We start from the raw sequence: 14,210 nt of genomic DNA on the forward strand, positions 1-14,210 counted from the left end.
TGCCGGTCCCGGCCATGGGCCGTGCACCATGTCCAGGTGACGGATCACCCTCGCCAAGGTGACGATGCTGTGCCAGCCTTGCCCGAATGAGACCTGCCTTCGCCCTTCTTGTCAGACGCACCCTGCGCCGGTGGCGTCGCGACTTGTATCCCGTCCTGCGCATTGCGGCCGACCGGGCCCTGCGACAGGTGCAGTTCTGGGTGCTGGCGCTGCTGATCGGCATCGCGGCGGGATTTGCGGCGCTTGGGTTCAGGCTGGGTATCTCGGGGGTTCAGACGGCCCTCTACGGCGCCGACGACCTGACGCTGGCCAGCGTCGCGCGCGACCTGCCTTTGGGTTGGGTGCTGGTGGTGCCGGTCCTGGGCGGGCTTGTCGTCGGGCTGATCCTGGACCGCTTTACCCCAGACGGGCGCGTGCGCGCCGTGTCCGACGTGATCGAGGGCGCGGCGCTGGACGGGGGCCGGGTCGAGGTCCGCGAGGGTCTGGCATCGGCCGCGGCCTCGCTGATCACGCTGGGCACCGGCGGCAGTTCCGGGCGCGAGGGGCCAGTCGTGCATCTGGCCGGCGTCGTCTCGACCGCGGTCGCGCGGCGCATCAAGGCCAGCCCTATGACCGGCAGGGAGCTGTTGGGATGCGCCGTCGCGGGTGCGGTCGCCGCCAGCTTCAACGCGCCCATCGCCGGGGCGCTTTTCGCGCATGAGGTCGTGTTGCGGCATTTCGCGACGCGCGCCTTTGCCCCGATCGCGATCGCCGCGGTGGCGGGCACGGTCATCAACCGGCTGCAGTTCGGCGGCCTGACCGAATTCATGCTGCCGGTCGAGCCTGACCTGGCCTTCCATATCGAATTGCCCGCCTTCATGGTGCTGGGCCTTGTCTGCGCGCTGGTCGCGGCGGCGATGATGGGCGGGATCTTTCGCGCCGACAGCCTGGCGACGCGGGCGATGGCGCGGATCGGCTGGCCGCGCTGGTCCCGGCCCGCGCTGGCGGGGCTTGCCCTTGGCGTGATCGCCATTCCCTTTCCGCACATCATCGGCGTGGGCTATGAAACCACCGCCGCGGCACTGTCCGGCCAGATCGGCCTGGGCCAGGCGGTTATGTTCGCGGTCGTCAAGGCGTTGGCGGTCGCGATCACGCTGGGCGGGCGCATGGGGGGCGGGGTGTTCTCGCCCGCGCTGGTCATGGGGTCACTGACCGGCCTGGCGTTCGGGATCATCGCCACGACCCTTGCGCCCGGCTATTCCGGCAGCGTCAACGTCTATGCCTTTGCCGGCATGGCCGCGGTCGGCGCGGCGGTCCTGGGCGCCCCCATCTCGACCGCGCTGATCGTGTTCGAGATGACCGGAGACTGGCAGACGGGCATCGCGGTGATGACCTCGGTCTCGCTCAGTTCTGCCCTGGCATCGACCCTGGTCAGGCGGTCGTTCTTTCTGACCCAGCTGGAGCGGCGGGGCATCCATCTCTCCGAAGGGCCGCAGGCCTGGCTGCCCCATCAGCTGCGCGTCACGCCGGTCATCCGCGCGCTGGACGCCCCGGACGCCCCGACCGAGGATCTGGTCCGCGCCATGGCGGAACGCGGTCCGACCGTGGCCCCGACCACCACCCTGGCCGAGGCCCTGCCGCTGTTCGAACGAAGCGGCGCGGTGTTTCTGGCCGTGACGGCCTGCGACGGCCCGGACGACCCCCTGCGCCTGATCGGCAGCGTCCATCACGTCGACGTCCTGCGCGCCCTGAACCAGGCCCTGGAACAGACCGCCGCCGAAGAGCACGGCTGACACAGCGGCGGCCCCATGCCCGCGATGCCTGTCACGGTGGCCGGCGGGTCATTGACGCCGGTCCGGGGCGGGACCAGAAATGGACGCGAACCAGCGGAGGGCGGGGCGATCTGCAACCTTTACAACCATACAACGCCGCAGGAGGCGCTGGTCCGGTTGATCGACGGGCTGACGGACCGGTCGGGAAACCTGGCGCCGGGCAGCGTCTATCCCGACCAGATGGCGCCGATCATCCGGAACGGCGCGGACGGGCCGGAACTGGTCAAGGCGCGGTGGGGCATGCCGTCGCCGCGCTTTGCGCTGAAGACGGAGCGCGACCCGGGCGTCACGAATGTCCGCAATCTGGAGTCGCCCCATTGGCGGCGCTGGCTTGGCCGCGAGCATCGTTGTCTGGTGCCGCTGACCAGCTTTTCCGAACCGCGCGGCAAGGGCAAGGGCGTGCAGTGGTTCGCACCCGCCGACCCAGGTTCGACCCTGTTCTTCGCCGGGATCGAGACGCGCGGCTGGCGATCGGTCCGCAAGGTCAAGGATGGAGAGACGGTCGACGACCTCTATGCCTTTCTGACCTGTCCTCCGAACGCCGAGGTCGCGCCGATCCATCCCAAGGCGATGCCGGTGATCCTGACGCGCCCCCAGGAATGGCACGCCTGGCTGGACGGCATACCGGCGACTGAGCTGCAGCGGCCGCTGCCCGACGGGGCATTGACGCTGGTCGAGGCGCCGGTGTGATGCCCAAGGGCCATCCCGAGTCACGCGTCGCGCGGGTCCGTCCGTGGCGCAACGGACCGCCAGCCTTGGAAAGGAGCGATGGGACATGCATGTGGACCTGACCCGCTGGTCACCGCCCCCGGCCCCAGCGCGGGCGGTGATCGCTGGACGATACGTGCGGCTGGAACCGCTTCAGGCCGGTCATGCAGGGACGCTGTACGCGGCCGCATCCGCAGGTGGGGCCGATGACCGCTTTCGCTGGCTTTTCGAGCATCCGCCCCAGGATCGTGACACCTTTGCGGATTGGGTCGACCATGTATCGTCATCGGCAGACCCGATGTTCTTTGCGGTGGTCGATGCCGCCACGGGACGCGCCGAGGGTCGTCAGGCGCTGATGCGGATCGACCGCACCCATGGCGTGATCGAGATCGGCAGCATCATGTGGGGCCCCGCCCTGCAGCGCAGCCGCATGGCGACCGAGGCGCTGTTCCTGTTCGCCGACCACGTCTTTGCGTTGGGCTATCGGCGGTTCGAATGGAAATGCAACGACCTGAACACGCCTTCGAAACGGGCCGCCCTGCGTTTCGGTTTTCGGCCCGAGGGGGTCTTTCGGCAGCACATGGTCGTCAAGGGGACCAACCGCGACACGGCCTGGTTCGCGATGACCGATCAAGACTGGCAGGAACTGCGGCCCGGCTATCTGGCGTGGCTGGCGCCCGACAATTTCGATTCAGATGGCGTTCAGCGATCCACGCTTGGGGCCTGTCTGCGCGGCTGTGCATGACGGATGCATCCCGCGCCGCCGGGCGCGGGGTGCAAGGATCACCGGCCGGCGATCAGATCTTGTCGCGCCCCGTGGCCACGATGCAGATCAACGAGATCACGGCAGCGCCCAGCAGATAGTATCCGACCTGCGCCATGCCATAGTTCATCTGCAGCCAGGTCGCTGCATAGGGTGCCAGCGACGCGCCGAAGATGCCGGCAAAGTTGAACGTCAGCGACGACCCGGTATAGCGGACCTGGGCCGGGAAGGGCGCCGCCAGCGCCGCTCCGATGACGCCATAGGTCAGGCCCATCAGCATCAGGCTGATCGTGACGAACAAATAGACGCTGGCCTCGTTCTGGGCGCTGCCCTGCATCAGCGACCCGAAGGACAGGGCAAAGGCCCCGATCAGGATGGTCACGATGATCAGGAAGCCATAGCGCCCGGTGCGATCCGCGATCTTGCCCGCGACGGGGATCGTCAGGCCGAAGACGACCGATCCATAGATCTGGATCAGCAAGGCATCCTTGAACGGGATCCCCAGGACCTTGACGTTGTAGGACAGCAGCCACGCCGTCGCCAGATAGAACAGCACGAAGGTCGCCAGCGCCGCGAAGGTGCCCAGGAACACGCTCAGCTTGTGATGCCGGAACAGTTCGGCCAGGGGGACGGACACGCGCTTGTCCTTCTTCACGGCTTCGGCGAATTCGGGGGTCTCGGTGATGGACAGACGGATCCACAGGCCGATCCCGACCAGCAGGATCGACGACAGGAACGGCAGCCGCCAGCCCCAGGCCAGCAGCTCGTCCTGGGTGATGAAGTGCAGTAGCACCCAGAAGAACCCCGACGACAGCAGAAGACCGACGGGCGCGCCCAGCTGCGGAAACATCCCGTACCAGCTGCGCTTGCCCTCGGGTGCGTTCTCCGTCGCCAGCAGCACGGCCCCGCCCCATTCGCCGCCCAGGCCGAAGCCCTGTCCGAACCGGCACAGCGCCAGCAGCAGCGGCGCCCAGACGCCGATCTGGTCATAGGTCGGCAGCAGGCCGATGGTGACGGTCGACACCCCCATCGTCAGAAGCGCGGCGACAAGCGTGGCCTTGCGCCCGATGCGGTCGCCGTAATGGCCAAAGACGATGGCCCCCAACGGCCGCGCGAAGAACGCGATCGAGAAGGTCGCAAAGGACGCCAGCAGCGCCGTGGTCGGGTCCGATCCCGGAAAGAACAGCGACGGAAAGATCAGCACCGCGGCCGTCGCATAGATGTAGAAGTCGAAGAATTCGATCGTCGTGCCGATGAGGCTGGCCGTCAGGACCTGGGCGGGCGAATTGGCGGGGGCCGCGCCGGCGGGCGGGGCGGATGGTCGGGTGGATGTCATGGCGGGTCCATAGGGCGCATGATTTCAGAGGATCTCGGCCCGTGCGCTGCGACCGGCGCTGATGATGCAGCCCTGATGCGTCGGCCTGTACGGAGGAGGATCGTCGGATGGCCGTTCCGTCGTGAACGACCGGTGCCGACTTAACCGGACGACCGGCGGTGTCAAGTTTGCACATGTCGGGCGGCCCGCCCTTGCATGACGCTGCCCGGCGCGCTCAGGTGGGGCGGGGCGTCCCCCCGCAGGCGATGTCGATCACGGAAGGCCAGGCCATGTCGAATTTCTCCAGAACGCAACGCATCCGCAAGGAGGTCGTCTGGACCGATGGCGGCGTCGTCGCCGCGCAGCATCGCAAGGCGGCCGAGGTCGGCGCCGCGGTCCTGGCCGTCGGGGGCGACGCGATGGACGCGGCGGTCGCGACGTCCTTTGCGGTGGGCGTGGTCGAGCCGTGGATGTCGGGTCCGATGGGCGGCGGCATGATGACCCTGTGGCGCGCGGGTGAACAGCGGGCCGAGACGATCGAGTTCGGGATGCGCGCACCCACGGGCCTTGACGTCGCCGACTATCCGCTGGAGCCGGGGCGGCAGGCGGCGGACCTGTTTCCCTGGACGCGCGTCAGGGACGACCGCAACATCTATGGCGCGACCTCTGTCGCGGTGCCGGGCACGGTCGCCGGGATGGCGCTGGCCCATCGGCAGTACGGGACGCGCGACTGGGGCGATCTGCTGGCCCCCGCCGTGGCCTTGGCAGAGGAGGGGATGCTCCTCGACTGGTATTCGTCGCTGTTGATCGCGTCCGCGGCGCGCCAGCTGGCGCAGGACCCCGATGCGGCGGCGCTGTTCCTGGCGGACGGGCAATGGCCCGACATCGCCGGTTGGACCACGGCCTCGGCCGCGCGACTGGATCAGCGCGTCCATGCGGCCACCCTGCGCCGGCTGGCCGAACATGGCGCCCAGGATTTCTATCACGGCGACATCGGCCGGATGCTGGTCGATGACGTGCGCGCCAAGGGCGGCTGCCTGTCGATGGAGGATCTGCGCAGCTATCAGGCAGAGGCCCGTGCGCCCCGTACGGTCCGCTATCGCGATGCCGTCATCCATGCGCCGTCGGGTCTGTCCGCGGGGGCCGAACTGGTCACGGCCCTGCAGCAGATGCAGGCGGCCTTCGATCCCGGTGATGCGCCGTCGGCGGCCAGCTATGCCGCGCTGGCGTCAGGCCTGGGCGATGCCTATCGCGACCGGCTGGCCCATGCGGGCGACACCGGCGAAAGCCCGCGCGCCCCGGCCTGCACCACCAGCTTCAGCGTCGTGGACCGGCACGGCAACATGGTGAACGTCACCCAGACCCTGCTGTCGATGTTCGGCAGCCATGTCGTGTCCGGGCAGACCGGGATGCTGTTGAACAACGGCATCATGTGGTTCGACCCCGAGCAAGGCCGACCGAATTCGCTGGCGCCGGGCAAGCGGTGCCTGATGAACGTCTGTCCCACCGTGGGGCAGGTGGGCGACCGGATGTTCGCCATCGGCGCGTCGGGCGGCCGCAAGATCCTGCCTGCGGTGGCCAACCTGGTCAGCTTCATGGCGGATTTCGGGATGGACCTGGAACAGGCGTTCCACACGCCGCGGATCGACGCCTCTGCCGCGACAGGCACGGTCATGGACGAGGATCTGCCGCAGGACGTGGCGCAGGCGCTGGCCGCCCTTGGCCCCGTGACGACCGCCAAGCGGACGGTCCATCCCTATGCCTTCGCCGTGCCCGCGGGCGTGATGCGCCAGGCGGGCCGGAACTGCGGCGCGACCGAGATCATGAGCCCCTGGGGCGACGCCGTCTGCGAAGCGGACATGTGATCGCCAAGCGTCATCCGCAGCATCTGCGGGTGACGCAACAACCCTGCGGCGCGGGATCTGGGTGCATTTGTGGGTGAATGGTGCTGTGAGAGAGGATTGAACTCTCGACCTCACCCTTACCAAGGGTGTGCTCTACCACTGAGCTACCACAGCAACGTGAGGGGGCGTTTAGACAAAGGTTTCGATCCCTGCAAGGGGGTCCGAACGATTTTTCGGGATTTTGGCGATTGATCGCGCGCGGCGTGTGCGTTTGCTGGACGTGCGGCCCGCGCGGCGCTAACAGGACTGCCATGACCGACCGACGCAATGACAAGCCAAGCCCCGACAGCCGCGAGGAACGCCTGCGACAGGCGCTGCGCGCGAATCTGGCACGGCGCAAGGAACAGGCGCGGGCGCGGGCGGATCGGGACGACAACAAGACTGCCCCGGATGCGGGCGGCGAGACAGGCAAGGACAGCTGATGGACCAGATCATCGTCACGGGGAACGGCCCCCTTCACGGGGAAATCCCCATCGCGGGTGCCAAGAACGCCTGCCTGACGCTGATGCCCGCGACGCTGCTGACCGATCAGCCGCTGACGCTGACCAATGCGCCGCGCCTGTCCGACATCCGCACCATGACCGCGCTGCTGGGCTCGCTTGGGGCCGAGGTCGCCAGCCTGCAGGAGGGCCAGGTTCTGGCGCTGTCCAGCCATGCGATGACCAGCCACCGGGCGGAATACGACATCGTGCGCAAGATGCGTGCCTCGATCCTGGTGCTGGGGCCGATGCTGGCGCGGGACGGCGTGGCCGAGGTGTCGCTGCCCGGCGGCTGCGCGATCGGCGCGCGGCCCGTGGACCTGCACCTGCGCGCGCTGGAGGCGATGGGGGCAACGCTGGACCTGTGCGAGGGCTATGTCCACGCCAAGGCACCGGCGGGGGGCCTGAAGGGCGCGGTCTTCGAGTTCCCGGTCGTGTCGGTGGGCGCGACGGAAAACGCGCTGATGGCCGCCACGCTGGCGCGCGGCACGACCGTCCTTAAGAACGCCGCGCGCGAGCCCGAGATCGTCGATCTGGCCCGCTGCCTGCGTGCGATGGGCGCCCAGATCGATGGCGAGGGGACCGGGACCATCACCATCCAGGGTGTGCAGGCCCTGCATGGCGCGACGCATCCTGTGGTGACCGACCGGATCGAACTGGGAACCTACATGCTGGCGCCCGCCATGTGCGGCGGCGAGGTGGAGTTGCTGGGCGGCCGGATCGAGCTGCTGGCGGCCTTCTGCGAGAAGCTGGACGAGGCCGGGATCAGCGTCGAGGAGACCGAGCGCGGGCTCAAGGTCGCGCGCAGGAACGGCCGCGTGCGCGCCGTCGATGTTCGGACCGAGCCCTTCCCCGGTTTCCCCACCGACCTGCAGGCGCAGTTCATGGCCCTGATGTGCCTGGCCGAGGGCACGTCGGTGCTGGAGGAGACGATCTTCGAGAACCGCTTCATGCACGCGCCCGAACTGGCCCGCATGGGCGCGCAGATCGAGGTTCACGGCGGCCATGCGACCGTCACCGGGGTCGAGAAGCTGCGCGGCGCGCCGGTGATGGCCACCGACCTGCGCGCGTCGGTCAGCCTGATCCTGGCGGGGATGGCCGCGCAGGGGCAGACGACCGTCAGCCGCGTCTATCACCTGGATCGGGGTTACGAACATGTCGTGCGCAAGCTGCGCGGCGTGGGTGCCCATATCGAACGCGTCAAGGAGGAGTGATCCATGGCAGAGGATGCCCGTTTCGCCGATGCCGACCCCCGGCCGCTGGCCCTGAGGGCCGAGGACGAGGCCGACCTGCGCATCCTGTCGTCGCTGGTCCAGGATGCGGTTCTGACAGGCGCCGACATCAGTCATGACGCCAAGGCGCGGCGGCTGTCGCTGCTGATCACGCGCTTTCGATGGGAGGATGCCGCGGACGCCCGGTTGCAACACCGCGAATTCGAACGCGTGCGTTCGGTGCTGGTCATCAGCGACGTGATGCGCGTCGTCAGCGACGGCGTCGGGCACGACGGTGACACCGTCCTGTCGCTGCTGGCGATCCGCTGGCAGGCCGGAGAGGACGGGACAGGCCGCCTGTCGCTGGATTTCGCGGGGGACGGGACCATCCTGGCCGATGTCGAATGCATCAATCTGGACCTGCGCGACGTGACGCGCCCGCATCGGGCGGTGTCGGGCAAGGCACCGCGGCATCCTGACTAGGGCCGCTTCCGGGTCTTTGGGCAAGAACGAAGCCCGCGGCATCCTGTCCGCCCCCTGACGCTTGAGCCGGACGGGGGCGCAGGATAGGGGCGCGCGGGAACACGAAGGGAATGATGATGCCGGTCTTTCTGAACAGCACCGATGCCGATTTCGAACAGGGCTTCCGCGCGATGCTGGGTGCCAAGCGCGAGGATTCGTCGGACGTGAACGACGCGGTCACCGCCATCATCCGCGATGTCCGCGACCGCGGCGACGCGGCCCTGTGCGATCTGACGACCCGGTTCGACCGGCTGGACCTGACGCCCGCCACGCTGCGCTTCTCTCCCGAGGAGATCGCGGAGCAGGTGGCCCGCGTGACGCCCGAGGACCGCGCGGCCCTGGCCCTGGCGGCCGAGCGCATCCGCGCCTATCACGCCCGCCAGATGCCCGAGGATGCCAGTTGGACCGACCCCGAGGGCGCGACCCTGGGCTGGCGGTGGAGTGCCGTGTCGGCGGCGGGCCTGTATGTGCCGGGCGGGCAGGCGGCCTATCCCTCCAGCGTGCTGATGAACGCGATCCCGGCGCGTGTCGCGGGGGTGGAACGGCTGGTCATCTGCGTGCCGACGCCGGACGGGCTGATCAACCCGCTGGTCCTGCTGGCGGCGCAGCTGTCGGGGGTCGATGAGATCTATCGCATCGGGGGCGCGCAGGCGGTGGCGGCGATGGCTTACGGCACGGACACCATCGCGCCGGTCGACAAGATCACCGGTCCCGGCAACGCCTATGTCGCGGCGGCCAAGCGGCAGGTGTTCGGCCGCGTGGGCATCGACATGATCGCCGGCCCGTCCGAGGTTCTGGTCATCGCGGACGCGGACCAGAACCCCGAATGGCTGGCCTGGGACCTGCTGGCGCAGGCCGAGCATGACGCGGATGCGCAGTCGATCCTGATCACCACCGACCCCGCCATGGCCCGCGCTGTCGCGGCCGAGGTCGAGCGGATCATTCCGACGCTGGATCGCGCCGCCATCGCGGGGGCCAGCTGGCGTGATTACGGCACGCTGATCGTGGTGGACGACCTGGATCAGGCCGCAGCCCTGTCGAACCGCATCGCGCCCGAGCATCTGGAACTGTGCGTGGCCGACCCCGAGGGGCTGGCCGCCAAATGCGTCCATGCCGGCGCGATTTTTCTGGGCGCGCATACGCCCGAGGCGGTGGGCGACTATGTCAGCGGCCCGAATCACGTCCTGCCCACGGCGCGGTCGGCGCGGTTCAGTTCCGGCCTGTCGGTGATGGATTTCCTCAAGCGCACCACCATGGCGCGGCTGACGCCGGGGGCATTGGCCGCGATCGGCCCCGCCGCGGTGCGTCTGGCCGCATCCGAGGGCTTGCAGGCGCATGGCGCTTCGGTTCAGGCTCGGCTGGGGACATTGAACGAAAGACCGCTGGAATGAGCCGCATCACCCGGATCGAGATCGACGACAGCGCCATCGCCCCGGCCACGCCGGAAATGGAGCAGGAGCGGCGCGTCGCCATCTTCGATCTGATCGAGGACAACAGCTTTGCCGTTCCCGGCCGCGACGGGGGTGCCGCGCCAGACGGGCCCTTCGTGCTGGAGCTGTGCATCCGCGAGGGGCGGCTGGTCTTCGACGTCACCGCCGAGGATGCAACCAAGGTGGCCGAGTTCCACCTGTCCCTTGGGCCGTTCCGGCAGGTGGTCAAGGATTACTTCCAGATCTGCCAAAGCTATTTCGACGCGGTCAAGCGCCTGCCCCCCGCCCAGATCGAGGCGATCGACATGGCCCGGCGCGGCATCCACAACGAAGGCGCCCGCACCCTGCAGGAGCGGCTGGAGGGCAAGGCCAGCCTGGACATCGACACCGCGCGCCGCCTGTTCACCCTGATCTGTGCGCTGATCCCGCAGGGCTGATCCGATGACGCAGGACAAGATCCCCTCATCGGTTCTGTTCTGCTGCGACCACAATTCCATCCGCTCGCCCATGGCCGAGGGGATGATGAAGAAGTTCTATGGCCGCGCGGCCTATGTCCAGTCGGCGGGCGTGAAGAACGACATGGAGGTCGACGGCTTCGCCATCGCCGTCTGCGACGAGATCGGCGTGCCGCTGGCCAACCACCGCAGCCGCAGCTTCGAGGAGATGCAGGACTGGGGCGACGACCTGGGTCAATTCGACCTGATCGTGGCCCTGTCGCCGGCAAGCCAGCGGATGGCGCTGGAAATGACGCGTCATGCGCATCTGGACGTGGAATACTGGCCGATCATGGACCCGACCGGCCTTGCCGAAGGGCGCGAGGCGCGGCTGGCGGCCTATCGCCAGACCCGCGACCAGATCGAGACGCGGATGCGCGCCCGCTTCGGCCCGCCGCACGACCCCACCTAGCAGCGGACGTCCCGTTCCTGGCGCCAATGGGCGGGCACGTCCCAGATAGGGCGGGACATTTCGGCGATCACGTCGTCGCGGGTCAGCCCGATGTCGCGCAGCTGGTCGTCGGACAGGCGCGACAGGTCGATGCGGGTGCGGCGTACGTCGAACATGGTCAATACGCGTTCCACCCACCAGGGGCGGGGCAGGATGCCATGGCCGGTCACCACGCGCAGCAGGACGTTCTTCTGGGTCATCGTTCAGCCTCCTTGATTGAATACATCATCAGAGATGATGGATATTGTTCCGATCATCTTTCCAGTTGATGAATATCGTCCAAGGGGGTATTTGTGAAACGAATGGTTTTGATGTGATCCATCAGGGAAACTACATGATGCGCAATCTGGATATCGCGACGCTTCGGTCCTTGCAGGCGGTCGCCGAATACGGTGCCGTCACCCGGGCGGCCGAGGCGCTGAACATGACGCAAAGCGCCCTGTCGATGCAGATGAAGCGGCTGGAGGAGGTGTTCGGCCGTCCCATGCTGGCCAAGGTCGGCCGGGGAGTCATCCTGTCGGATTTCGCGCAGGACCTGTTGGGCGAAAGCCGCAAGCTGGTGGCGCTGAACGATGCGATCCTGTCGCGCTATACCGGGCTGCAGCCCGAACAGAAGCTGCGCGTGGGTCTCAGCAGCGACTGGCTGTTCGCCAAGGTCGCCCAGACCGTGCGCGCCTTTCGCAAGGATTACCCCCGGGTCGAACTGGTCATGCGCGACGCCCGCACCAAGGACCTGCGGGCACAGATGCGGCGGGGCGAGCATGACGTCATCCTGACCACCGAATTCGAGGCGCCGGCGGGCGCGATCCATCTGGCCAAGGTCGATCTGGCCTGGGTGGGCGCGGTGGGCGGCAGCGCGTGGCAGGATCGGCCGCTGGCGCTGGCGACATCGTCGCATTGCGCCTATTACCCCGCGGCCATCGCCGCGCTGGATGCGGCAGGGATCGGCTGGACCCACCCTGCCGGAGAGGGCGGGGACGAGAACTGGCACATTCTGGCCGCCGCCGATCTGGGCGTCACTGTGCGCCCGCGCGGCATTCCGCAGGCGGGGCTGGAGGATGTGGAACATGGCGGCGGGCTGCCGCCGCTGCCGCCGACCTGGTTGAATGTCTATGTAGCGGACGGCCCGGCGCGGCGGACGGCCTCGGATTTCGCGGGCTATCTGCGCCGCGTCGTCTGCGAGGTCGCCGCCGCCGCCTGACGGATCAGACCACCACGCCCGCGCCTTCGGTCGCAGGCCCGGCATTGGCGCGGAAGGCCGCGAACAGCTCGCGTCCCAGGCCCTCGTGGCTGCCTTTGGGGTCGAAGACGGCGGCATCGCGGGTGTCGAAATCGGCCTCCAGGCATTCCAGCGTGCCGTTCGCCGCATCCAGCCGCACCCGGTCGCCGTCGCGCAGCCGCGCCAGCGGGCCACCCATCGCCGCCTCGGGCGAGACGTGGATCGCGGCAGGCACCTTGCCCGACGCGCCCGACATGCGCCCGTCGGTGACCAGCGCGACCTTGAGGCCGCGGTCCTGCAGGACCGCCAGTGTCGGGGTAAGCGAATGCAGTTCCGGCATGCCGTTGGCGCGCGGCCCCTGAAAGCGGACGACGACGATCGTGTCCTCGGTGAACTCGCCGGCGCGGAAGGCGGTCTTGACCGATTCCTGGTCCTGGAACACGCGGGCGCGGGCCTCGATCAGGTGGCGTTCGGGGGCGACGGCGCTGATCTTGATGACGCCGCGGCCCAGGTTGCCCTGCAGCTGCTTCAGCCCGCCCGTGGCTGCGAACGGATCGCTAGCGGGGCGCAGGATGCGGTCGTTCAGCGTGATGCGCGCTCCGTCCTCCCACCGGATGGTGTCGCCGTCCAGCTTGGGTTCGCGGACATAGCTGTCCAGCCCCGACCCCGTGATCGTCTTGACGTCCGGATGCAGCAGGCCCGCCTCCAGCAGCTGCCCGATCATGTAGCCCAGGCCCCCCGCCGCGTGGAAATGGTTCACGTCGGCCAGCCCGTTGGGATAGACCCGCGCCATCAGCGGCACATTCTCCGACAGGTCGTGGAAATCGGCGATGTCGATGATGACGCCTGCAGCCCGCGCCATCGCCGGCAAGTGCAGGACAAGGTTCGTGGACCCGCCCGTGGCCATCAGGCCGACGATGCCGTTCACGAAGGCGCGTTCGTCCAGCACCTGACCGGCGGGGGTGTATTCGTTGCCCAGATTGGTGATCTGCGCCGCGCGCTGGACCGCGGCCACGGTCAGCGCCTCGCGCAGCGGCGTGTTCGGGTTCACGAAGCTTGAACCAGGCAGGTGCAGGCCCATGAACTCCATCAGCATCTGGTTGGTGTTCGCGGTACCGTAGAAGGTGCAGGTGCCAGCCGAATGATAGCTGGCCATCTCGGCCTTCATCAGCTCGTCGCGGCCGACCTCTCCGGTGGCGAATTGCTGGCGGACCTTGGATTTCTCGTCATTGGGTAGGCCCGAGGGCATCGGACCCGCGGGGACGAAGACCGCCGGGATATGCCCGAAGGTCGCGGCCGAGATGATCAGCCCGGGCACGATCTTGTCGCAGACGCCCAGGTACAGCGCCGAATCAAAGCAGTCATGCGACAGGGCCACCCCGGCGGCCAGCGCGATCACGTCGCGCGAGAACAGCGACAGCTCCATCCCCGGGCGGCCTTGCGTCACGCCGTCGCACATGGCCGGGACGCCGCCCGCGACCTGCACCGTGGCCCCCGCCGCGCGGCCCGCGGCGCGGATCACGTCGGGATAGCGTTCAAAGGGCTGATGCGCTGACAGCATGTCGTTATAGGCCGTCACGATCCCGATATTGGGCTTTCGCGTCGTCGCCATGTCGACCTTGTCGTCCATCGCGGCATAGGCATGGGCCTGGTTGCCGCAGGACAGGTGCGCACGGGCCGGGCCGTCCTGCGCCGCACGGGCGATCTTGGCCAGGTAGGCGCTGCGGCTGTCGTGGGACCGCTCGCGGATGCGGTCGGTGACGCGGTCGATCATGGCGTGAAGGGTCATGGGTGCCTCCTCTGGCTTTGCGGCACTATACGCCGTTAGCGTTAACGGTTCAACCATCGGCGGTGGCCAGCCTTGTGCGCGGGGGTGGGAAATGTCAGATCGACCGCAAAAGGA

14 protein-coding genes and 1 tRNA gene are annotated in these 14,210 nt (G+C 68.3%); 11 read left to right on the forward strand and 4 right to left on the reverse strand.

All coding sequences use genetic code 11. From position 1 onward, the window contains the following. Positions 1–86: 86 nt before the first annotated feature. The 3 genes from LZ686_RS08540 (at position 87) to LZ686_RS08550 (ending at position 3,264) form a co-directional block, all read left to right on the forward strand. Positions 87–1,772 (forward strand): chloride channel protein, encoded by a 1,686-nt coding sequence (locus tag LZ686_RS08540; RefSeq protein ID WP_349547513.1) that lies wholly within the window; start codon positions 87–89, stop codon positions 1,770–1,772. Between the two features lie 15 nt (positions 1,773–1,787). Continuing rightward, positions 1,788–2,501, forward strand: a complete 714-nt coding sequence (locus LZ686_RS08545; protein ID WP_349547514.1) for an SOS response-associated peptidase — start codon at positions 1,788–1,790, stop codon at positions 2,499–2,501. A gap of 85 nt (positions 2,502–2,586) precedes the next feature. After that, on the forward strand, positions 2,587–3,264 hold the full coding sequence (locus LZ686_RS08550; protein WP_349547515.1) for a GNAT family N-acetyltransferase: 678 nt from the start codon (positions 2,587–2,589) through the stop codon (positions 3,262–3,264). A gap of 52 nt (positions 3,265–3,316) precedes the next feature. Here LZ686_RS08550 and LZ686_RS08555 read toward each other — a convergent pair whose 3' ends face one another. Further along, complete coding sequence (locus LZ686_RS08555; RefSeq protein ID WP_273743031.1) at positions 3,317–4,618, reverse strand: MFS transporter; 1,302 nt, start codon at positions 4,616–4,618, stop codon at positions 3,317–3,319. Between the two features lie 269 nt (positions 4,619–4,887). Here LZ686_RS08555 and LZ686_RS08560 point away from each other — a divergent pair, with 269 nt between their 5' ends. Beyond that, positions 4,888–6,462 carry a gamma-glutamyltransferase gene (locus tag LZ686_RS08560; RefSeq protein ID WP_349547516.1) on the forward strand — a complete coding sequence of 525 codons (1,575 nt, stop codon included), beginning with the start codon at positions 4,888–4,890 and terminating at the stop codon, positions 6,460–6,462. Positions 6,463–6,540: 78 nt separating this feature from the next. On the opposite strand, the gene LZ686_RS08565 is transcribed toward LZ686_RS08560, so the two are convergent. Continuing rightward, positions 6,541–6,615: transfer RNA gene (locus tag LZ686_RS08565), tRNA-Thr, on the reverse strand. A 137-nt stretch (positions 6,616–6,752) separates the two neighbouring features. Between LZ686_RS08565 and LZ686_RS08570 the strand changes: the two genes are divergently transcribed. The 6 genes from LZ686_RS08570 (at position 6,753) to LZ686_RS08595 (ending at position 11,049) form a co-directional block, all read left to right on the forward strand. Further along, positions 6,753–6,923: a hypothetical protein gene (locus LZ686_RS08570; protein WP_187427361.1), complete on the forward strand. Its 171-nt coding sequence runs from the start codon at positions 6,753–6,755 to the stop codon at positions 6,921–6,923. Further along, a complete protein-coding gene (gene murA, locus LZ686_RS08575) occupies positions 6,923–8,194 on the forward strand; it encodes a UDP-N-acetylglucosamine 1-carboxyvinyltransferase (protein ID WP_139597422.1) in 1,272 nt (423 codons plus the stop codon). The genes LZ686_RS08570 and murA overlap by 1 nt, the downstream gene beginning before the upstream one ends. 3 nt (positions 8,195–8,197) lie before the next feature. Then, the gene (locus tag LZ686_RS08580; protein WP_349547517.1) at positions 8,198–8,674 is read left to right on the forward strand and encodes a DUF2948 family protein; all 477 of its coding nucleotides are present in this window, start codon (positions 8,198–8,200) and stop codon (positions 8,672–8,674) included. Positions 8,675–8,790: 116 nt separating this feature from the next. Further along, the gene (gene hisD / locus LZ686_RS08585; RefSeq protein WP_349547518.1) at positions 8,791–10,104 is read left to right on the forward strand and encodes a histidinol dehydrogenase; all 1,314 of its coding nucleotides are present in this window, start codon (positions 8,791–8,793) and stop codon (positions 10,102–10,104) included. After that, a complete protein-coding gene (locus LZ686_RS08590) occupies positions 10,101–10,580 on the forward strand; it encodes a UPF0262 family protein (protein ID WP_127898242.1) in 480 nt (159 codons plus the stop codon). Before hisD ends, LZ686_RS08590 begins: the two co-directional genes overlap by 4 nt. A 4-nt stretch (positions 10,581–10,584) precedes the next feature. Next, positions 10,585–11,049, forward strand: coding sequence for an arsenate-mycothiol transferase ArsC (locus LZ686_RS08595; protein ID WP_127898243.1), 465 nt, complete (start codon positions 10,585–10,587; stop codon positions 11,047–11,049). Here LZ686_RS08595 and LZ686_RS08600 read toward each other — a convergent pair. Continuing rightward, a complete protein-coding gene (locus LZ686_RS08600; protein WP_349547519.1) occupies positions 11,046–11,288 on the reverse strand; it encodes a DUF1127 domain-containing protein in 243 nt (80 codons plus the stop codon). The two genes, LZ686_RS08595 and LZ686_RS08600, sit on opposite strands and share 4 nt — an antisense overlap. Positions 11,289–11,422: 134 nt before the next feature. Here LZ686_RS08600 and LZ686_RS08605 point away from each other — a divergent pair, with 134 nt between their 5' ends. Next, positions 11,423–12,289, forward strand: coding sequence for a LysR family transcriptional regulator (locus tag LZ686_RS08605; protein WP_045999691.1), 867 nt, complete (start codon positions 11,423–11,425; stop codon positions 12,287–12,289). Positions 12,290–12,293: 4 nt separating this feature from the next. Here LZ686_RS08605 and edd read toward each other — a convergent pair whose 3' ends face one another. Then, positions 12,294–14,096: a phosphogluconate dehydratase gene (gene edd / locus LZ686_RS08610; RefSeq protein ID WP_349547520.1), complete on the reverse strand. Its 1,803-nt coding sequence runs from the start codon at positions 14,094–14,096 to the stop codon at positions 12,294–12,296. Between the last annotated feature and the right edge of the window lie 114 nt (positions 14,097–14,210).

The sequence above is a fragment of the Paracoccus sp. NFXS7 genome, assembly GCF_040148865.1.
Classification (GTDB): Bacteria; Pseudomonadota; Alphaproteobacteria; order Rhodobacterales; family Rhodobacteraceae; genus Paracoccus; species Paracoccus marcusii.